Annotated in this window: 13 protein-coding genes; 4 read left to right on the plus strand and 9 right to left on the minus strand. The window is 65.0% G+C overall.

Features of this window, described 5'->3' with window-relative positions; translation table 11 throughout:
• Positions 1 to 61: 61 nt before the first annotated feature.
• On the plus strand, positions 62 to 1,627 hold the full coding sequence (locus AB688_RS11735; protein ID WP_081255223.1) for a SpvB/TcaC N-terminal domain-containing protein: 1,566 nt from the start codon (positions 62 to 64) through the stop codon (positions 1,625 to 1,627).
• Positions 1,628 to 5,212 (plus strand): toxin TcdB middle/C-terminal domain-containing protein, encoded by a 3,585-nt coding sequence (locus tag AB688_RS11740; RefSeq protein WP_063544219.1) that lies wholly within the window; start codon positions 1,628 to 1,630, stop codon positions 5,210 to 5,212.
• Between the two features lie 105 nt (positions 5,213 to 5,317).
• Here AB688_RS11740 and glgX read toward each other — a convergent pair whose 3' ends face one another.
• The 7 genes from glgX to AB688_RS27010 all read right to left on the minus strand — a co-directional run bounded on the left by glgX (position 5,318) and on the right by AB688_RS27010 (position 16,865).
• Positions 5,318 to 7,471 (minus strand): glycogen debranching protein GlgX, encoded by a 2,154-nt coding sequence (gene glgX / locus AB688_RS11745; protein WP_054892359.1) that lies wholly within the window; start codon positions 7,469 to 7,471, stop codon positions 5,318 to 5,320.
• 254 nt (positions 7,472 to 7,725) lie between these two features.
• On the minus strand, positions 7,726 to 7,989 hold the full coding sequence (locus AB688_RS11750) for a DUF2934 domain-containing protein (RefSeq protein ID WP_063544221.1): 264 nt from the start codon (positions 7,987 to 7,989) through the stop codon (positions 7,726 to 7,728).
• 17 nt (positions 7,990 to 8,006) lie between these two features.
• The gene (locus tag AB688_RS11755; RefSeq protein ID WP_063544224.1) at positions 8,007 to 10,781 is read right to left on the minus strand and encodes a malto-oligosyltrehalose synthase; all 2,775 of its coding nucleotides are present in this window, start codon (positions 10,779 to 10,781) and stop codon (positions 8,007 to 8,009) included.
• Positions 10,778 to 12,847: a 4-alpha-glucanotransferase gene (gene malQ, locus AB688_RS11760; RefSeq protein WP_063544226.1), complete on the minus strand. Its 2,070-nt coding sequence runs from the start codon at positions 12,845 to 12,847 to the stop codon at positions 10,778 to 10,780. Before malQ ends, AB688_RS11755 begins: the two co-directional genes overlap by 4 nt.
• The gene (gene treZ / locus AB688_RS11765) at positions 12,844 to 14,586 is read right to left on the minus strand and encodes a malto-oligosyltrehalose trehalohydrolase (protein ID WP_063544228.1); all 1,743 of its coding nucleotides are present in this window, start codon (positions 14,584 to 14,586) and stop codon (positions 12,844 to 12,846) included. Before treZ ends, malQ begins: the two co-directional genes overlap by 4 nt.
• Positions 14,587 to 14,601: 15 nt before the next feature.
• Entirely contained in the window at positions 14,602 to 16,161 is a 1,560-nt protein-coding gene (glgA, locus tag AB688_RS11770) for a glycogen synthase GlgA (RefSeq protein WP_063544230.1), read from the minus strand.
• A 536-nt stretch (positions 16,162 to 16,697) separates the two neighbouring features.
• On the minus strand, positions 16,698 to 16,865 hold the full coding sequence (locus AB688_RS27010; protein ID WP_226938273.1) for a DUF6026 family protein: 168 nt from the start codon (positions 16,863 to 16,865) through the stop codon (positions 16,698 to 16,700).
• Positions 16,866 to 17,025: 160 nt separating this feature from the next.
• On the opposite strand from AB688_RS27010, the gene gnd reads away from it, so the two are divergent.
• Entirely contained in the window at positions 17,026 to 18,054 is a 1,029-nt protein-coding gene (gnd, locus tag AB688_RS11775) for a phosphogluconate dehydrogenase (NAD(+)-dependent, decarboxylating) (protein WP_269204109.1), read from the plus strand.
• Positions 18,051 to 19,556, plus strand: a complete 1,506-nt coding sequence (gene zwf / locus AB688_RS11780; protein WP_063544234.1) for a glucose-6-phosphate dehydrogenase — start codon at positions 18,051 to 18,053, stop codon at positions 19,554 to 19,556. The genes gnd and zwf overlap by 4 nt, the downstream gene beginning before the upstream one ends.
• A gap of 126 nt (positions 19,557 to 19,682) precedes the next feature.
• Here the strand turns inward: zwf and AB688_RS11785 are convergent, their stop codons facing one another.
• Both AB688_RS11785 and AB688_RS11790 read right to left on the minus strand, forming a co-directional pair.
• Positions 19,683 to 20,060 (minus strand): glycine zipper domain-containing protein, encoded by a 378-nt coding sequence (locus AB688_RS11785; RefSeq protein ID WP_054892351.1) that lies wholly within the window; start codon positions 20,058 to 20,060, stop codon positions 19,683 to 19,685.
• A 75-nt stretch (positions 20,061 to 20,135) separates the two neighbouring features.
• The gene (locus AB688_RS11790; protein ID WP_054892350.1) at positions 20,136 to 20,315 is read right to left on the minus strand and encodes a hypothetical protein; all 180 of its coding nucleotides are present in this window, start codon (positions 20,313 to 20,315) and stop codon (positions 20,136 to 20,138) included.
• Positions 20,316 to 20,487 lie beyond the last annotated feature (172 nt).

Raw genomic sequence — 20,487 nt, forward strand, 5'->3', positions numbered from 1 at the left:
TGCGCGGATCAATGCTGCGCGTCATACACAGGTAGATTGGAACGGGTCACAGGAGGGGTTCATGCCCGACTCATTGGATGGGTATTCACACGAAAAGCAGACTGCTGCTTCGGGCCAGGCCCCCGCTCCCGCGACGGGAGAGGGAGACGCCTCCTTCTACACTCCCCCAGCCCTCCCCAAGGGCGGTGGCACGGTCTCGGTCGGTGGCGGCATGCTTTCGGCGGGTGGCCCGGATGGTGCGGCTGGTTGGCAAATGCCCCTGCCATCGCCGGCGGGTCGTGCGCTGTCGGCGGAACTGGCATTGCACTACTCCTCCGGCGGCGGCAACAGCGCCTTTGGCGCCGGCTGGGATTGCGATTTGCCGGCGATTTTCTGCATGACCCGCTTCGGTTTCCCTAAATACGACGGCAACGACCGAATGGTCGGTCCGTCCGGGGAGGAAGTCCTCAAGGCGGGTGCACCCCATGACCGCACAGGCTTGCCGTTCGCCGAGACCTCTGACGATGAGCGCTACAGCGTTACCCCTTGGTGCCTGCGCAGCGGTGCGCCCTCGCAGCGTCTTGAGCACTGGGTGGTCAAAGGCGCTGTGGCTGACCCTGGTTTCTGGCTGCACTGGCAGCCCGATGGCAGCCTTTCGTTGTTCGGCTGGTCGGCCTCTGCTCGTCTGCACGATCCCGCAGCCCCTGAACGTGTGGCGGGCTGGTACCTGGAAGAGCGGGTTTCGGCCCGTGGCGAGCATCTGGTGTACCGTTATCGCGCCGAAGACGAAAAGGGCTGCAGCGACCAGGAGCTCAAGGCCCACCCACACGTCGTCAACCTCTATGCCGATGCTGTCTACGCCATGAACGCCACGCCTTCGCAGGCGCTGCTGATTCCACAAGACGGCTTCGACGAGACGGACTTTCTCACCTTCACCCAATTCGACTATGGCGAGCGCGGCGCCGATCCCGAGCGCGTGCCTGGGCTTGCGCCGGAGCAGGACTGGCCGGTGCGTGACGACTGCCATTCGTTCTGGCGCTATGGGTTCAACGTGCGCATCCGCCGGCTGTGCCGCGATGTGCTGCTCTGGCACCGCACCGCACGCATGAACGGCGAGGCCGACGACACGCCAGAGCTGGTGGCACGGCTACACCTGCAGTACGACAGCAGCCCGGTCAGCAGCATTCTGGTGTCGGCGCAACAACTGTCGAGCGTACCCGACTGTCGCTTGCCGCCGATGGAGTTCGAGCTGACCCGACCGGGCAGGGCTACGCCCGGTTGGGAAGCGGTGCCAGCGCTCGACGGATTCTGGGCCCCTGCATGGCAGATGGCCGACTTGCTGGGCGAAGGCGTGCCAGGCCTGTTGTACCGAGATCAGGACGCCTGGCATTACCGGCCGCCGATGCGGCCGGGCAAGACCCCAGGCGCGGAGCAGGATGCGATCACCTGGGGGGCGCCGTGGCCCTTGCCCAAGCGTCCGGCCGATAGCACTGGCAGCCTGACCGACCTGGATGGCGATGGTCGCCCCGAGTGGTTGATCACCGAGGAGGGAATGCGTGGCAGTTTCACGCTGGCGCCCGACGGTATCTGGGGGTCGTGGAAACCCCTGTTGAGCTTGCCCAGCGAGTATGGTCATCCGGCTGCGTAGATGACTGATCTCACCGGCGATGGCCGCTCCGATGTGGTCATGCTGCACGCCCTCGGTCCACGGAGCGTGCGACTATACCCCAGCGCAGGCGCCGACGGCTGGCTGGCTGCGGTTACCGCACAGTACGCAGGGCGCGAAGCGCTACCCTTACTGGATAAGGCCGACCGTCAACTGGTCGCCTTCGCCGATCCTGCCGGCAGTGGTCAGTCGCACCTGCTGCGCATCACTGGCGACGACGTGACGCTATGGCCGTCCGTGGGCTATGGCCGGTTCGACGAGGCCATCAGTATCCCGGGTTTCAAGGTGGACGATTTCAACGCCTCGCGGGTGTTCCTCGCCGATACCGACGGTACAGGCACCACCGATATCCTTTACCTGGAACCCGACCGTATCCGTGTGTTCATCAGCCAGTGCGGCAACCGTTTCGTCGAGGGGCCTGCGATCGAGATGCCGCTGGGGGTGACGCTGGACAGTGAAACCCAGCTGCAGGTCGCCGACATCCGTGGTCAGGGGACTGCCGACTTGCTGGTGACGGCGCCGGATCATGGCCCTGCAAAAACACGCCGCAGTTGGCTGTTCCGCTTCAACGACCATCGGCCGTGGTTGCTGTCGACCATCGTCGACAACATCGGCAACCGTACCGAGTTGCAGTACCGCAGCTCGGCCCAGGCCTGGCTCGATGAAAAGGCCGAACAGCTGGCCCGCGGCCAGACCCCGGTCAGCTACTTGCCGTTCCCGGTTCATACCGTGAGCCGGGTCACGACGCTCAATGAAATCACCGGCGTGTGCATGGGCCGCGAGACCACCTATCTCGGCGGCGTATGGGATGGTCGCGAGCGTGAATTTGCCGGGTTCAGGCGCCTGATCCAGACCGACACCCATGAAGTGGCCCGGTCGATGGCGGCACATCTGTCGCCGCCCTCGCGTACCTGCACCTGGTTCTACACCGGGGTGGAGGCGCTCGATGCGGCGGCTGACGGTGCTTTTGTCGACATGGATGCCCGATTCCCTCAGGCTCCACCACGTTTCACCCAGTGGCGCGACGACGCAGAGGAGGCGCTCGAGGTGACGGGTGCGCTGCGCGCCTGGCTGTACCGCGCGGTCCGTGGCCAGGTCATGCGCATCGAGGTGTATGGAGAAGATGGCCATCCGCGTGCAGGAAACCCCTACAGGCTCGAGCGCTCGCGTCTGCAGATCCGGGCCATGGCCAGTGCCGATCCACAGCGACCGAGTGCGCTGGTGACGCCGATCCAGCATCTGGCATTCAGTTGCGAGCGGGTACCGGAGGACCCGGTGGTCGCCCAGACGCTTGTTCTCGCGCAGGACCTGTATGGCAACGTGCTGCAAAGTGCAGCCGTCAACTATCCGCGTCAGTTGAGCGAGGCGGACCTGGTCAAGGAGGAGGGGGAGCGTCAGATCTATCCCGACAGCTTGCCGGCGGGCTTGATCGAGGCAAGTTGCGATGAGCAGCAGTACGACTGTTGGATCAACCTGACCCGCGCTCGCGTGCACAACCTGCTTCGTGGCGATGACTTTGTCATCGGTCTGGCCGATGGCACGCGTCGGGATGTGATCAAGCTGACGGCCAGCGACGTGCCCAAAGACGGTTTCAGCGTGGAGAACCTGGCAGTGGAGGAGCTGCTGGTGGCCGATCCGCAGAGGACGACGCTGGTCGGCTACGAGAAGGCGGTCTGGCGACAAGCCGATGGTACAGGCGCCGCGAAGGTCCCTTCGCGTCAGGCACTGCTGGCCTATATCCGCACGGCGATGCTCGACAAGGCTTCACTGGACGTCCTGCGTCCGACCTTCGAGCAGACCTTGGGCAATCTGGTGGAGCAGGCGCTGGCCAACCCGAATGCCGACCCGGCAGTGTTGCGCCGGGTGCGCGAGCGCTTGCCGGAAGTGAAGGCGGTTGCGACCTCGTACCCGCTGCTGATGGCTTATCTGCAGTGCTCGCCCCACGACGCGCAGGCGCTCGGGCTTCTGCGCGCGGCGCTCAAGACGGTGATCTCGGTGGACGCCTTGCGCGAGCGGCTGTACCAGGCCGACGCTGCGGCGTTGCCGGAGGGCTTGCAGGCGGCGTTGCGCAAGCAGAGCCGTGTGGCCGATGCGGCTCTGCCAGCGGTGGTTGCATGGTTCGCCGAACAGGCGCAAGGCAGCGCGGATCTGCAGCAACTGCATGCCGCAGTGGCGGACGGACTGGCCGTGACCGGTGCTGACAGCGTGTTCTGGCGAGTCGTGCTGGCCAACCTTGCCACGCGCGGCACTGATTCATCCCAGCCTCTCCAGATCCAGGCATGGTTGGAAGACGTCCGGCACTTGCTGGACACCCGGGTGCAGGCCGAATCCCTGACCGAGCTGCTCAAGCGTGGCGGCTATGTCGCCATGAGCCGAGCGGAGGACGCCGAAGAGCTGGCCGAGCCGCACGATCCCTCCGGCGCAGGCGCGCCGTCGATCCCGTGGGCGCCGCCAGTCGAAGAGGCGTACTGCGGCCATCACGGCATTTCAGGGTATCGCGGCGCCGAGCATTTCTGGACGCCCGACACCGTCCAGGAAAGTACGGTTATTGGGCCCCGCCAACTGCAGTACACCGCCCATGACATTGCCGTGTGCCGGGTGACCGATGCTGCCGGTCTGACCTCCACTGTCGAGGTGTATGACTGGCGCTTCATGCAGCCAGCGCAGATCAAGGACGCCAATGACAACACCCACACCAGCAGCCTCGATGCATTGGGACGGGTGATACATACCCGCTTCTATGGCACCGAAACCCCGGCGGGCAGCGATGAAGCTGTCATGAGCGGCTTCTCCCCCGATGCTGCCTTCACGCCCCCTCGCACGGTCGAGCAAGCCGTGGCCCTGAACGAGAGCAAGGGGGTGCCGGTGGCCATGGCATTCACCAACGTGGTCGACAGCTGGATGCCATTGGCGCTGCAGGCCGATGGTCGTATCGCGGGCACCCGCCGTTGCGGTGCATTGGCCTGGCAGCGGGATGTGCAGCGTTTGCGTCGGGATGGCATCGAGGTGTCTGGCGACCTGTTCATGGCCGGACGTACGCCACCCCATGTGATCCAGATCCAGCCCGACCGTTATGACAACGACCCCGAGCAACAGGTGCGCGTGCAGGTGTCGCTGACAGGCGGCTCGCAGTTGTTGCAGGCCGCCATCCTCAATCCGGGCGGCGAGGCGTTCGTGCGCACCGAGGAAGGAGGGCTTGCCCAGGATCAGGACGGGCACGCCGTGTTGGCCCACACCGAGGTGCGCTGGGCGGTTACCGGCAAGACCGAGTTCGACAACAAGGGGCAGGCGGTTCGAAAGTGGTTGCCGTTCTACCTCGACGACTGGCGCTGGGTCAGCGACGACAGTGCGCGTGAAGGGATCTATGCCGACACGCATTTCTACGATGCGTTGGGCCGCGAATGCAGGATCGTGCGCGCCAATGGCGAGGATGTCGACGGCGAGTGGGCGAACTACGAGCAGCGCGTGCAGGTATACCCCTGGTTCACGGTATCGGAGGACGAAAACGATACCTGGCAGGAGGTCATCGAGCGGGCGCGGCTCAAGGCACGCAGTACCGTGCATTGAGGTGCTGGCCCCGGTCCGTCGATGTGACTCGAGCAACGTGCCGATGGGCTGCCGGGCAGTCCATCGGCAATTGCCACGCGGGCGAGGGCGGGTATCGTCGGCTGATCATTCCTCGTCGCGTTGCAGCACCATCAACAGCATCGAGCGGCCCTGCACCTCGAACAGGCTGTCGAACGCCAGGTGCTGCGCCTTGCGCAACTGCGGCCGATCGGTATCGATCAGGCAGCTCCAATGCTCGCCCTCCGGTACGCTCGGCAGCTTGAACGGCACCACGTCGTGGTGCGCGTTGACGATCAGCAACACCGTTGCTTCCGACCCTGGCCGGGCGATGCCGCTGACCTGCGCACGGCCGTCGATGAGCATGCCCAGGCAACGGCCGTGGGGGTCTTCCCACTGCTCGACGCTCATTTCGCTGCCGTCAGGGGCGAGCCAGGTAACGTCCTTGACCCCGATCGCTTCGTTGTAGTCGCCGACCAGGAAGCTCGAGCGGCGCAGCACCGGGTATTGCAACCTGAGCTGGGTAAGGCGCTTGACGAACTTCAGCAGCGCCTGGCCTTCGTCGTCCAGGTCCCAATTGACCCAGCCGATCTCGCTGTCCTGGCAGTACGCGTTGTTGTTGCCATGCTGGGTGCGGCTGAACTCGTCACCGGCGACGATCATCGGCGTACCCTGCGACAGCAGCAGGGTGGCGAAGAAATTGCGCATCTGGCGCAGGCGCAGGGCCTTGATCTCGGGGTCGTCGGTCGGGCCTTCGACGCCGCAGTTCCAGGATAGGTTGTTGCTGGTGCCGTCCTGGTTGTTCTCGTCGTTGTCCTCGTTGTGCTTCTCGTTGTACGAGACCAGGTCGCGCAGGGTGAAGCCGTCATGGGCGGTGATGAAATTGACCGAGGCGTAGGGGCGCCGGCCACGGTTGTTGAACATGTCGCCTGAGCCTGTCAGGCGGGCAGCGAAATCGGCTAGCTGGCCTTCGTCACCTTTCCAGAACGCCCGTGCCGTATCGCGGAAACGGTCGTTCCATTCCGCCCAGCCGGGGGCGAAATTGCCCACCTGGTAGCCGCCGGGGCCGCAGTCCCACGGCTCGGCGATCAGCTTGACGCTGCGCAGCAGCGGGTCCTGGCGGCAGGCGACGAGGAAGCTGTGACGCTCGCTGTAACCGTCGTGGTAGCGGCCCAGTATGGTCGCCAGGTCGAAGCGGAAGCCGTCCACATGCATCTCGCCCGCCCAATAGCGCAGTGAGTCGGTGACCAGTTGCAGCACGCACGGGTGGCTCAGGTCCAGGGTGTTGCCGGTGCCCGAATCGTTGATGTAGAAGCGCTTGTCGTCGGGCATCAGGCGGTAGTAAGAGGCGTTGTCGATGCCGCGCATCGACAGGGTCGGCCCACGCTCGTTGCCCTCGGCGGTGTGGTTGTAGACCACATCGAGGATCACTTCCAGACCCTTCTCGTGGACGTGCGCGACCATCTCCTTGAACTCGGCGATCTTGCCACTGGCCAGGTATTTGGGATGGGGGGCGAAGAAGGCCAGGGTGTTGTAGCCCCAGTAGTTGTTCAGGCCCTTGTCCAGCAGGTGCTGATCGTTGACGAAGGCGTGGATGGGCAGCAGCTCGATGCTGGAAACGCCCAGATCCTTGATGTGCCCCAGCAGCTCGTCGTTGGCAAGCCCTGCGAAGGTGCCGCGCAGATGCTCGGGGACAGCCGGGTGGCGCATGCTGATGCCACGGGCGTGGGCTTCGTAGATGACGGTCTGCTCCCAGGGAATCTGCACCCGCTGGTCGCGACCCCAGGTAAAGGCCGGGTCGACCACCTTGCACTTGGGCACGAAGGGGGCGCTGTCGCGTTCATCGAACGACAGGTCGTCGTCGGGGTGCCCCAGGGTGTAGCCGAACAGCGCCTCGGACCATTTCAGCTCGCCCACCAGTTGCTTGGCGTAGGGGTCGATCAGCAGCTTGTTGGCATTGAAACGGTGACCGTTCTGCGGCTCGTAGGGGCCGTGCACGCGATAACCATAGACCAGCCCTGGATGCGCGTCGGGCAGGTAACCGTGGTAGATCTCGTCGGTGTATTCGGGCAACTCGATGCGCTCGAGCTCGTTTTCGCCGGTCGCGTCGAAGATGCACAGCTCGACCTTGGTAGCGTTGGCGGAGAACAGCGCGAAATTCACGCCCAGCCCGTCCCAGGTTGCACCGAGCGGGAAGGGCAGGCCTTCGCGAATCCGGGTTGGCGCGACGGAACGGGTTTTCTTCGGGGTGCGTGGGGTCATGACAGTCCTCGTCTGGCCAGGTGAATTGAATTCGGCTGCGGGAGCGGCGGTTCGCCGCTGCGACTTGCCCGCGAAAAAAACACCGCGCTGCCTGGCACGGGCTACGCCCGTGTTCGCGGGCAAGCCCGCTCCCACAGGGACAGGCTTGCCTTTGGATTTTTTACAGGACAGCTGTTCTCAAAGGGAGGGGCTGGCCTTTGGCTTTTGAACAAGGCAGCTGCTCCACAGGTCTTGGGTTGAACCGCAGGCGGGTATCAGCCGGCGGCGGGCTTGCGCGGCGCCCGTGGTTTTTTCTCGACCACAGGCTTGCCCGCCGGCAGCGCGGCAGCCTTGGGTTCGGCAGGTGCCTTGGGCTTGGCTGCGGCCTTCTTGCGTGGTGCAGCCTTGGGCGCCAGGGCTTCGGCTTCGGCCAGCTTGCGGGCCATCTCCCAGTGGCGCTCTTCCTCGCCTACCGGTTTACCCTCCGACTCCCAGATCTGGTAGGCGAATTCGCGGATCCGTTTTTCATCGACACTCATTTCGACGCTCCTGAAATTCATGCATGTTCAATCAACAGGTTGAGCGGAAAATCCGACAGCACATCGCTCAGCATCAGCTCCCTAGAAGTGCTGACAGCGGTGTGTGCGAAAAGTCCCTTGCAAGTGGCAGGCGACAAGGCAAACGGCAAAACAAGCCGGGTATCGTCCCAGTTCTGTGCCGGGATAAGGGGTATCGGGGCTGCGCCCAGCAAGGCGCTGGCCAGCCGCGGCACGATGACGATGGCACGCTCGCCCTCACCGAGTCGGGCGAAGGCCAGCACCTTGTCAGCGTGGCGACCCTGGGCGTTGAGCGGCAGGTAGGCACCGCGCAGGAACAGCTCGGGATGCGCTCGGCGCAGGTCCAGCACGCGGGCGATCAAGGCCTGCTTGATGCGCCCGTCGCGCCAGTGTTCGAGCAGTTCGGCCTCGGGCAGGCTGGCGTCGAGGCTGGCACGTCTTGCCGGGTAGTCCACTGGGCGGCGGTTGTCCGGGTCGACCAGGCTCAAGTCCCAGTATTCGTTGCCCTGGTACAGGTCGGGCACACCGGGTGTGGTCATGCGCAGCAGGCACTGGACCAGGCCGTTGAGGGCGCCCGGGCAGGCGATGCGGGCCACGGCGTCGGCGAGCGAGTGACGCAGTTGCTGGTTTTCGCTGTCGAGCAGGAGGCCATCGAGGTAGCGGGCGCAGACCTGTTCGTAGCGCTCGTTGGGGGCGGCCCAGCTGCTGCGCAGCTTGGCTTCGCGCAGGGCTTTCTGCTGCCACTGGCGTACACGTTCGGCAAAGTGCTCCAGGCCCTGCGGGTCATCACGGCTCAGCTCCAGCGGCCAACTGGCGAGCAGGGTCTGGAACAGCAGCAACTCGTCGCCGGGGCTCGGTGCCAGGCCGTCTTCGAGGGTTTCACGCAGCGGCTCGGCCAGTTCGCGCCAGTGCTCGACGCGGCTGGCGAGCCACTGGCTGTGTTCACTGAGCACCGCCAGGCGCGCGCGACAGTCTTCGCCGCGCTTGTGGTCGTGGGTGGCAGTGGCCAGCAGGTTATCCGGGAAGTCGCGCAGGCGGCGCTGCGCTTCGTTGTGGAACTGCGCAGGTGTGGTGCTGAACCGCTCGGCCTCGAAGCCCACGTCGTTGCGCGAGAGCAGGCGTGCGCTGCGGTAGAATGCCGTGTCCTCGACCGCCTTGGCGGCGCTGGGTGCGGTCAGTTGCTGGAAGCGTACGCACGCGTGGCGCAGGTGCTTGCGCGCGCGCCCGACAGGCAACTGGCGCCAGGGCTGTCCGCCGAGCCAGCGTTCGAGGTGGTCGAGCAATGGCCAGTCGGCTTCGCTGAGCGACTGCCGGGCGCCTTCCAGGGCGCGCTGGAAGAACGCCTCATCCTGCTCAGGGCGGCCACAGGCATTGATGTAGGTGCGGTACACCGAATAGTGCTCGACCAGCGCCTGCAGGGCACGGCGGATTGCGCCGAGGGTGAGGTCCCGGGTCATCAGGTCGTCGCGGGCGACCTGCAACAGCGCCTGGGCCACCGACTCGCAGTCACCGGCCAGGCTGGCATTGAGCACCAGGCGTCTTGCGATGCGCACTTCCTCGTCGAACGCCGGTCGTTCGCTGACGTTGTGCCAGAGCTCGGTCAACGGTACTTCGCCGGCCGGGTCGTGTTGCAGCAGCGAGACCTGGTTCATGAACTCGTAGCCGGTGGTGCCGTCGGTGAGCCAGTCCTGGTGCAGGTGCTCGTCGGTACCGAGGATCTTTTCCACGTAGATCGGGAAATGTTCGAGTGCCGCTTCTGGCGGACGCAGGGCCAGCAAGTGATCGACACGGCGGCGCAGGTTGCGGCAGTAGCGGCGAGGGTCGGCCAGGCCGTCGATATGGTCGATGCGCAGGCCATCGACCAGGCCGCGCGCGATCAGCTCGAACAGCTTGGCGTGGGTCGCTTCGAACACCGTGGCCCGTTCCACGCGCAGGCCGCCCAGCTCGTTGATATCGAAAAAGCGCCGCCAGTTGATGTCGTCGGCAGCGGTGCGCCAACTGGCCAGGCGGTAGGTCTGGCGTTCGAGCAGCAGATGCAGGCGCTTGAAACCAGGCTCGCTGCGGCTGTCGAAGGCGGCCAGGGCCTGTTCAAGGTGGGCGCCGGTGCGTACCAGGCGGGCCAGTTCCGCCTGCAACGGCAGGGCCTCGGAAAGTGGGTCGGTGCAGTCGCTCAGGGCACTGAAACGCGTGGCCAGCGCCTGCAATGAAGGATCCTCGCTGTGGTCGAGAATCCGTCCGTAATCCAGCGGACAGATCGGGAAACGGTGCTCGTAGTGCTCGATCTGCAGCAACCCTTGCTCAGCGTCGAAGGTCAGCGGAATCTCGCCATTCTGCAGGGCGATACCGTAGTCGTTGCCCAGGAACGGCAGCAGCAACTGGCCGGCCAGCAGCGGGTCGCTGGAGTGCCACTGGATATCGAAGAATTCGGCGTAGGGGCTGCGCCGTCCCCAGGCCAGCAGGCTCTGCCACCAGGGGTTGTCGGCACCGCCCACGGCCATGTGGTTGGACACGGTGTCGAGGATCAGCCCCATGCCGTGCTGGCGCAGCGCGGCCACCAGCCGCTGCAGCGCCGCTTCGCCGCCCAGCTCGGGATTGACCTGAGTCGGATCGACCACGTCGTAGCCGTGCCGGGAACCGGCGCGGGCCTTGAGTATGGGCGACGCGTACAGGTGGCTGATGCCCAACCGGGCGAAGTAGGGCACCAGTGGCACGGCATCGTCGAGGGTGAAGTCGCTGTGAAATTGCAGGCGCTGGGTGGCGGTCAAGGGTTTCATCGGTCGCGCTCCCAGGCTTGTTCGCGCGCCTGCGCCAGCAGTTCCAGGCGGCGTGCGGCATCTTCGTCGTCGAGCAGTTCGGCAACCGGCAGGGCGAAGCGTCGGCGCCAGTTGGGGTGGCCGTCGGTGGTGCCGGGCAGGTTGGGTTGTTCGTCGCTGCCGAGCAGGTCTTCGAGCGGGACCAGCACGAGCGGTGCGCGGGTGTGGCCGATATAACGGATGGCGGTGTCGATCAAGGCGTCGTTATCCTTCAAAGGGCCATAGTTCGCTTCCAGGCTGCGGCGCAGGCCGTGAATCTCCTGTTCGCGCTCATGCCGCCAGTGCAGTTCGGTGGCGGCGTCGATCAGTTGCAGGCGGTGGTTCCAGTCGATGTCGCGTGCTCGCAGCCAACCGGCCAGCGGGGCGAGGTCGTGGGTGCCGGTGGTGGCCAGGGCGGTATCGGGCCAGTCGAGGATCGGCTTGAAGTGGCCGGGCGAGGTCTGCTCGAACGGCAGCACGCGCATCCCCAGCACACCCTTGTCTGCCAGTTGCTCACGCAGCCCGGGCGGTACGGTGCCGAGGTCTTCGCCGAGGATCACGGCCTGATGACGTGCCGACTCGAGTGCCAGCAGGCGCAGCAGGTCTTCGACGGGGTAGTTCAGGTACGCGCCTTCGCTCGGCTTGGCACCGCGCGGGATCAGCCACAGGCGGCGCAGCCCCATCACGTGATCGATGCGCAGGCCGCCGGCGTGGGCGAGGTTGGCCCGCAGCATTTCGATGAAGGCACGGTAGCCGTTGCGCTTGAGGCCCTCGGGCGAGAAGGCGCAGATGCCCCAGTCCTGGCCGGAGCGGTTGAGGATGTCGGGCGGCGCGCCGACCTTGAGTTCGGCCAGCAGTTCGTCCTGGCGGCTCCAGGCCTGGCTGCCGGCACCGTCGGCACCCACCGCCAGGTCAGCGATCAAGCCGATGCCCATGCCGTTGCTGCGCGCGGCCTCCTGGGCGCGTTGCAGGCTGCGCTCGGTGAGCCATTGGCAGAAGGCATGAAACTCCACCCGCGCCGGATAGGCCGCCGCCATGGCCTGCACTTCCGGCTCTTCGGGGCTGCGCCAGGCGTCTGGCCAGGCGCGCCAGTCGGCCCCCAGGCCTTGCTCCACGGCTTCGGCCTGCAGCACTTCGAAATGGCAATGGTGCTCCAGGGCTTGGCCAGCGGCGAGGCGAAAGCTGTCGAAGTCCGGGCGCAGGGGATGTTCGCTCTGGCTGAAATCTGCATACAGCGCCTTGAGCAGCTTGTGCCGCACATCGGCCGCGCGCGGCCAGTCGACCAGCGACGTCTGCTCCAGGTCTTCGAGGCTCTGGGTCAGGCCCGCAGCCTCGGCCGCCATGCGCACCTCGCGCTCGCCGAGCAGTACCGAGGGGCTGGCGTAGAGCGTGTTGAGCAACAGGCGGCTGGACGGTGAGTAGGGGCTGAAGTGCTGTTGGTCGTACATCGACAACGCATGGATCGGGCTGATCGCCAGCGCATCGGCGCCTCGTTCTGCCGCACTGCGCGCCAGTTGCTCCAGGGCCAGGCAGTCGCCATAGCCACCGTCGCCGGGGCGGCGCAGGCTGTAGAGTTGCACGGCCAGGCCCCAGCGACGTGGCGGGGATTGCTCGCTTATGTCCTGCAGGCTGTGGCAACGCGGCGGCGCGACGGCGATGGTGACCTGTCGATCGTCGATTTCCAGGCGGTGGTAGCCGATAGGGAGTTCGCCGGGCAGCTGTGCCAGTGGGTCGAGGGTCAGCGCGTGCACGCTGCCGTCTTCCTGGGTGCAACGTACCTGGCTGTTTGGGCTGAACCAGCGTGCCAGGGCCAGCGGCTGGCCGAGGTCGGCAGTGAGCAGTGGCGGCAGGTGCTCGCTGTCGTCGAGCTGCTCCAGGGCGGCCAGGCTGCGCGCGACGGCAGCGTCATCCTCGGCCGGATGGCCAAGCCCTTGCAGGACCCGGCGCAGAGCCTCGTCAGATACCTGCTGGGGACGATCGTTGGCGTCTATCCAGTCGCGGGAAAGGCCCGCGCGGGCGGCGAGACGGTGCAGGGGCATTTCGCTCATGGCGTCTCCAGGCGAGAGGGAAGCAGGCTGACCACGCAGCTGTACGCGGCCAGGGTGGAGTCCGGATGGGCGTTGTCACTGCTGTCGAACAGGCGTGTATCCATGCCTGGCAAAGTAATGGGCTGCGCAGATGCGCCAAGGTTCAAATCGATGCGCAACTCGCAGCCGTCGCCCAGTCGCCAGCGGGCGCTGAGGGCTTTGTCGCCGAGCACTTCGACGCCCAGTGCGCGGCTGCCCACCAGGCGCGGGACGATCTCGCGATGGCGGATGTGCAGCAGTTGGTGATAAAGGCCGTGCCAGCCAGCGAGCACGTGTGTGTTGACCGGGCGTGAGGCTTCGAAGGTCTGCAGGGCGTTGGGGTCAGGTATGTGCGCGCGCTTCTCGGGGTCGGCGAAGGCTGCGAAGTGAGCGAACTCGCCGCGCCGACCTTCGCGCACGGCGTCGGCCAGTTCATCGTGGAAATCGGTGAAGAACAGGAACGGCTGGCAACTGCCTTCTTCGTCACCCATGAACAGTAGCGGGATCATTGGCGCCAACAGCAGCAGGCCGGTGGCGGCCCGCAACGCCTGGGGCGGACACAGCCGACCGAGACGCTCGCCCAGGGCGCGGTTGCCGATCTGGTCGTGGTTCTGCAAGAACAGTACGAAGGCACTCGGTGGCAGGTGAGCGCTGGGCTCGCCACGGGGTGTGCCATGGCGGTTGGGCTCGCCCTGAAACACGAAGCCTTCGCTCAGGCAGCGGGCCAGTTGTTCGATCGGACGGTGCTTGTAGTCGGCGTAGTAGCCTTCGGTCTCGCCCGTGAGCAGCACGTGCAGGGCGTTGTGGCCGTCATCGTTCCACTGCGCGTCGAAGCCTTGCTCGAGCAGCGCCGCTTGGTTGTGTTCGTTCTCCAGCACCAGCCACACTTCGCGGCCCGGCTCGACAGCGGCGCGTACGCGGCGGGCCAGTTCGACGAGAAAGTCCGGTTGGTCGATGGCGTGCACGGCGTCCAGGCGCAGGCCATCGAAGCGGTAGTCGCACAGCCACATCAGGGCGTTCTGGATGAAGAACTCGCGCACTTCTGCACGGCGAAAGTCGATGGCGGCGCCCCAGGGCGTCTGACGGTCTGCGCGGAAGAACCGGCTGGCGTACTGCGGCAGGTAATTGCCGTCAGGGCCAAAGTGGTTGTAGACCACATCGAGCATCACCATCAGCCCGTGGCCATGGGCCTGGTCGATGAGTGCGCACAATTGCTCCGGGCTGCCGTAGACATTGTGTGGAGCGAAGGGCAGGGCACCGTCGTAGCCCCAGTTACGCTCGCCCGGGAACTGGTTGATCGGCATCAGCTCGATGGCGGTGATGCCCAGTTCCGCCAGGCGTGGCAGGTGCTGGGAAACGCCGACGTAGCCACCTAGCAGGCCCACGTGCAGTTCCTGGATCACCGCCTCGTGCCATGGGCGGCCTCGCCAGGGGTGCTTCCAGCCGTAACGCTGGGGATCGACGACTTCACTGGGGCCGTGCACGCCGTCAGGCTGGTAGCGCGACGCCGGGTCGGCCACCTGCAGGTGGCCGTCGATCCTGAAATGGTAGCGATCACCCGCCTGGCAGGGGGCGATGCCGATAAACCAGCCATCCTCTTCGGGCAGCAGCTCGACAGACGGCTGCCGCTCGATTTCCACGCTCACGTTGCGCGCATCCGGCGCCCAGAGGGCGAAGCGCGTCGACGTGGCGTCCAGTTGCTGTGCGCCATGCCTGTGCATCTTCGTAGCCCTCGTTCAGTAGTGGCGGCCATGTGCCTGGCAGACCAGTTCCTCATAAAGGCGCGCGTAGGGTTCGACCGCCTGGCACCAGTTGAAAGGTTGAGTCATCGACAGGCACCGCATGGCGTTGAGCAGATCTTTCTTGCCGTGTACGTAGAAGGCGCGGTTCAGGGCTTCGCGGTAGCTCTCGGGGCTCGATTCGTTGAACAGGAAACCCGTGACGCCATCTTCGATGGTGTCGGCCAGACCGCCGGTGTTGCGCGCCACCGGCAGTGAGCCGAAACGCTGTGCGTACATCTGGCTCAAGCCGCACGGCTCGTAGCGCGAGGGCATCAGCAGAAAATCGCTGCCGGCGAACATGCGCCGCGCATCGGTTTCATTGAAGCCGATGCGCACGCCGATGCGGCCCGGATGGCGCAGGGCCAGATCGCGCATGGCCTGTTCTTCCTCCGGCTCGCCACGGCCGATGATCGCGATTTGCCCGCCCTGGCGGACGATGTCGTCGGCCACGCTCAGCGTCAGGTCCAGGCCTTTCTGATAGACCAGGCGCGAGACCACGGCGAACAGGGGCCCTTCGGACGGCTCCAGGCCGAACAGCTCGCGGACCTGCTCGGCATTGCGTGCCTTGCCTTCCCAGTCGTTGATGCTGAAGTTGTGCACCAGGTGCGAGTCGGTGGCCGAATCCCAGCTCTCGTCGATGCCATTGGGGATGCCGCCCAGCAGGCCTTGCTGGGCCTTGCTTGCAAGAAAACCGTCGAGGCCGCAGCCGAACTCGGGCGTGGTGATCTCCCGGGCGTAGGTGGCACTGACCGTGGTGATGTGGCTCGAGTAGGCAAGCCCGGCCTTGAGGAATGACAGCTTGCCGTAGAATTCCATGCCTTCCTGCTGCATGGCATGGTCGGGAATGGCCAGCTCCGGGCTGCAGCCTCGGCTGTAGACACCCTGGTACGCGAGGTTGTGGATGGTGAACAAGGTCGGCGTATTCAGACCGCGCCAGTGCATGTAGGCAGGTGCCAGACCGGCTGGCCAGTCATGGGCGTGCACCAGATCGGGGCGCCAGTGCGCCATTGCGTCGCCTGCGGCGATCTCTGCGGCGGCCAGGCCCAGGCGGGCGAAACGGATATGGTTGTCGGGCCAGTCACGGCCATTGTTGGCACCGTATGGGGTGCCTTCGCGCTCGTACAACTCGGGGCAGATCAGCACGTAGATGACCAGGCCATCCGGCAGGTCCATGCGCCCGATCTTGCATGGCGGAAGCGCAGCATGGCCACCGATTTCGCCGACGATGTGAATGGGGTTGTCGCTGTCGACCACCTGCGGATAACCCGGAATCAAGACCCGCACATCGTGCAGGTGTGACAGCGCCCTGGGCAGGGCTGCGGAGACATCGCCCAGGCCGCCGGTCTTGACCAGGTCGGCGATTTCGGAGGTGACGAACAGCACCTTGCGCTTGTGCGGATTATTGCGGCGCGTGGTAGCGGGTGCCTTGCCTGCCGTGGCGAAGCCAGGTGCAACAGGCTCGCGATTTTCCAGGTTGAATGATTCTGCGTGAGGCTCGACAGCGGCACTGATCATACTTCTCTCCGTCCCTTGTTCATGCGGGTGGTGGCACCCGTTACGTTTATCTCGTATCTGTTCTCGCTTTGGCTTTCAGCATCTTCGTAGTGCAGTCCTTGCCCCATGGTCGTGCGCGCAGGCACAGCGCGAGCGGCATTCCGGCCGAACAGGCGCCTGGAAAGTGTGGGGTGGGCGGGCTGACGCGTGAGGAAGTCCCTTTGCGTGGCCTACTTACTTCCTGACCTACCCGTGTTTTGGAAAGTTCGACTTGATTGCGTCACTGGTTGCGGAGCAAAACACGGGCCGAATCCGCAGTGTAGGGGACGAAAGGTAGGAAGGATGACCCGCTGGTCACAATTTGCATGACCGTTGATCCGCGCAAACGTTGGCGCACTGGAGCTGCGGCAACGGCGCGTTTGCCGGCTTTGGGGGGGAGCTCGCGATCCAGGTGGCCTGAGACAGACCTTATAGAGAGGCGACTTCCATTGAAGGCATTTTTCGTGATGAGGGGGGCGGCAGGGCGCCGCGCACGCAGAGCGCGGCGCGGCGAAAGGTCAGAGGCCGGCAGCCTTGCTGCCCAGGCGGGCCTGTTCGAGCAACAGGTTCAGCTCGGCTACCTGCTGGCGCAGTTGATCGCGCTCGTCCTTCAGTTGGCGCAATTCGTCGCGTCGCACAGTGACATAGAGGGTCTGGGGGGGAGTGGCAGGCATGTAGGTACCCAAGAGAACACCTCGCAGTTTGGCTGGTGACAATAACAAGCGTAGACGCTTCGTGCGGCGCGCATTCTGAATTCTTTCCCTGTCCTTGGGAACTTTTTTGTTTATGGTGGTCACGCCGTTCGTCGGTGAACCCTCGTGCGGTACGCTGGACTAACCTGAACACCTGAATCGCGTTCGTCATCCATTTTCGCAAGGGGAGCATCGGCACATGCAACTGGGAATCGTCGGGCTGGGCCGCATGGGCGGCAATATCGCAAGACGGCTGATGCGCGCAGGCCACCAGACCGTGGTACACGATCGCAACCGTGATGCCGTCAGCGCTCTGAGCAGCGAGGGCGCCCTGGGCGCCCATGACCTCGGCGCGCTGGTACAGAAACTCAAGGCGCCACGGGCGGTGTGGATCATGCTGCCGGCGGGCGAGCCTACCGAGCAGACCATCACCCAGCTCGCCGAGCTGCTCGAGCCAGGCGATGCGATCATCGATGGCGGCAACACCTTCTACAAGGATGACATGCGCCGCGCCGCCCAGCTGTCAACGCGTGGTCTGCATTATCTGGACGTAGGCACGTCCGGTGGGGTCTGGGGCCTGGAGCGGGGCTATTGCATGATGATCGGCGGCGAAAAGGACGTGTTCGAACGGCTGGAACCGCTGTTCAAGGCGCTGGCGCCGGGCGTGGGTGACATTGCGCGCACCCAGGGCCGCACGGGTGAGCATGGGCGTGCCGAGCATGGCTACATTCACGCCGGCCCGCCCGGTGCCGGGCACTATGTGAAGATGGTGCACAACGGTATCGAGTACGGCTTGATGCAGGCTTATGCCGAAGGTTTCGACCTGCTGCGCAGCAAGGGCGGCACCGAGTTGCCCGAGGACCAGCGTTTCGACCTGAACGTGGCGGAGATCGCCGAAGTCTGGCGGCGCGGCAGTGTGGTCACTTCGTGGCTGCTCGACCTCACCGCCGATGCGCTGGTCGCTGATCCGCAACTGGCCCAGTTCAGCGGTTCGGTGTCCGACAGTGGTGAAGGGCGCTGGACCATCGATGCTGCAGTCGAGCAGGCGGTACCGGTGCCGGTGTTGTCCAGCGCGTTGTTTGCCCGTTTCCGCTCACGCCAGCAGCAAGGCACCTTCGGCGACAAGGTGTTGTCTGCCATGCGCCTGGGCTTCGGTGGCCATGTCGAGAAGAAGGGTTCATGAGCAAACAGACGATTCCCGCCGCGCCGCCTTGCACGCTGTTCCTGTTCGGCGCCAATGGCGACCTGGTCAAGCGTCTGCTGATGCCGGCGCTGTACAACCTCAGCCGTGACGGTTTGCTGGACCGCAACCTGCGGATTGTCGGGGTCGATCATAACCAGGCCAGTGCCGAGCAGTTCGCCGAGCGCCTGCACGACTTCATGATCGAGCGCGACAAGGGCGGCGAGGGCGCAGGCAAGTGCCTGGACGAAGGGCTGTGGTCGCGCCTGGCCAAGCGTCTGGACTACCAGACCGGCGACTTCCTGGACCCTGCGACCTATGCCGAGATCGGCAAGCGCATCGCCAAGACCCGTCACGGCAACGCCATCTTCTACCTGGCCACTTCGCCGCGTTTCTTTCCTGAGGTGGCCCAGCGCCTGGGCGAGGCCGGCCTGCTCGACGAGTCTGCGGGCGGCTTTCGCCGGGTGGTGGTGGAAAAGCCATTCGGTACCGATCTTGCCAGCGCCGAGGCGCTCAACGCTTGCCTGCTCAAAGTGATGAGCGAGCGGCAGATCTATCGCATCGACCATTACCTGGGCAAGGAAACGGTGCAGAACATTCTGGTCAGCCGCTTCTCCAATGGCCTGTTCGAATCGTTCTGGAACAACCACTACATCGATCACGTGCAGATCACCGCCGCCGAGACCGTCGGGGTCGAGACGCGTGGCGCGTTCTACGACAATACCGGTGCCTTGCGTGACATGGTGCCCAACCACCTGTTCCAGTTGCTGGCGATGGTCGCCATGGAGCCACCGGCGGCCTTCGGCGCTGACGCTGTCAGGGGCGAGAAAGCCAAGGTGATCGGTGCCATCCGCCCATGGTCGCAGAAAATGGCGCTGAAGAACTCGGTGCGGGGGCAGTACGTGGCGGGCAAGCAGGGCCGCAAGCGGCTGGCCGGTTATCGCCAGGAGCCCAATGTCGACCCGCACAGCAGCACCGAAACCTACGTCGCGCTGAAGGTGATGATCGACAACTGGCGCTGGGCGGGCGTGCCGTTCTACCTGCGCACCGGCAAGCGCATGAGCGTGCGCGACACCGAAATCGCCATCTGCTTCAAGCCTGCACCTTACGCGCAGTTTCGCGAGTCGGAGCTGGAGCGGCCCAAGCCCAACTACCTGAAGATTCAGATTCAGCCCAATGAAGGCATGTGGTTCGATCTACAGGCCAAACGCCCCGGGCCTGAACTGGTGATGGAGAACGTCGAGCTGGGTTTTGCCTACAAGGACTTCTTCAAGATGACCCCGGCGACCGGTTACGAAACCTTGATCTACGACTGCCTGACCGGTGACCAGACGTTGTTCCAGCGGGCCGACAATATCGAGAATGGTTGGCGTGCGGTACAGCCTTTCCTCGACGCCTGGGCCAGTGGTGGCGAAGTGCACGAGTACGAGGCGGGGGAGGATGGGCCCGAGGCCGGCAATGAATTGCTGAGCCGGGACAAGCGCGAGTGGCACCGTCTGGGCTGAAAGACGGCTGAGCGTCTTGTTCACAATCTAGAGACCAGCCCAATCCCTGTGGGAGCGGGCTGGCCTTTAGATTTTGAACAAGACAGTCGCTCCTGCAGGGCAGTTGCTCCTGCAGGCGTGCGTCAATCAGTGGCGACGGTGCTTCTTGTTCTTGTCGCCCAGGTGGTTGCCGATCGCACCACCAGCCGCGCCGCCAAGCCCTGCGCCGATGGTCGAGCCATTGCTGCCGCCCAGTTTGGCGCCCACCAGCGAGCCGCCGGCCGAACCCAGGCCACCGCCGATGGCCGCTTCGGTGCGGTTGCCCTTGCGTGCGCCAACGGCGCTGCCGGCTGCGCCACCCAGGCCTGCGCCGATGGCGGCGCCCGTGCTGCCGCCGATCTGCTTGCCGACGACGTTGCCCAAGGCGCCACCCAGGCCGCCACCAATGGCTGCGGTACCGTCACCGGCGAACGCTCCCTGGCACAGCAGCAGGCCCAGGGCGAGGGAAGGCAGAGTCAGACGCATGATTTCATGAACCTCGAAGGAATCATCAGGATTGGATGCCGCAGGCGTGCGGCGGACAGGGATTGGAGAGACGCTTCAGCGGTAATAACGGTCACGGTAGCGGCGATCGTCGTCATCGCGATCATCGCGGTGATGATGACGGTGACGATCGCGGTCGCCGTCACGCCAGCCATCGTCATCATGGTGACGATGGCTGTGGCAACCGGCGAGCAGCACGACAGCGGCGATCAGCGAAAAACTGGCAAGGCGTGGCATGGCGATGGAAATCCTTGATCCGCAACGGTTTACGGGACAACTGCTGAGACCGGTGAGGATTCATTTGGTTTCAAAGTGGCACCAAATATTACCGCGCCAGGGATAGGCGGCGTGTCTGCGGGCTGCTGTTCTGTCCCGTTGGGTCATGGTCGCGGGCCTGCACGGCTCCTAG

The organism is Pseudomonas putida (assembly GCF_001636055.1).
GTDB lineage: Bacteria > Pseudomonadota > Gammaproteobacteria > Pseudomonadales > Pseudomonadaceae > Aquipseudomonas > Aquipseudomonas machongensis.

Coding starts and splice junctions, on each gene's coding strand:
- AB688_RS11735 (WP_081255223.1), top strand. CDS start 62: ATGCCCGACTCATTGGATGGGTATTCACACGAAAAGCAGACTGCTGCT.
- AB688_RS11740 (WP_063544219.1), top strand. CDS start 1,628: ATGACTGATCTCACCGGCGATGGCCGCTCCGATGTGGTCATGCTGCAC.
- glgX (WP_054892359.1), bottom strand. CDS start 7,471: ATGACCCCACGCACCCCGAAGAAAACCCGTTCCGTCGCGCCAACCCGG.
- AB688_RS11750 (WP_063544221.1), bottom strand. CDS start 7,989: ATGAGTGTCGATGAAAAACGGATCCGCGAATTCGCCTACCAGATCTGG.
- AB688_RS11755 (WP_063544224.1), bottom strand. CDS start 10,781: ATGAAACCCTTGACCGCCACCCAGCGCCTGCAATTTCACAGCGACTTC.
- malQ (WP_063544226.1), bottom strand. CDS start 12,847: ATGAGCGAAATGCCCCTGCACCGTCTCGCCGCCCGCGCGGGCCTTTCC.
- treZ (WP_063544228.1), bottom strand. CDS start 14,586: ATGCACAGGCATGGCGCACAGCAACTGGACGCCACGTCGACGCGCTTC.
- glgA (WP_063544230.1), bottom strand. CDS start 16,161: ATGATCAGTGCCGCTGTCGAGCCTCACGCAGAATCATTCAACCTGGAA.
- zwf (WP_063544234.1), top strand. CDS start 18,051: ATGAGCAAACAGACGATTCCCGCCGCGCCGCCTTGCACGCTGTTCCTG.
- AB688_RS11785 (WP_054892351.1), bottom strand. CDS start 20,060: ATGCGTCTGACTCTGCCTTCCCTCGCCCTGGGCCTGCTGCTGTGCCAG.
- AB688_RS11790 (WP_054892350.1), bottom strand. CDS start 20,315: ATGCCACGCCTTGCCAGTTTTTCGCTGATCGCCGCTGTCGTGCTGCTC.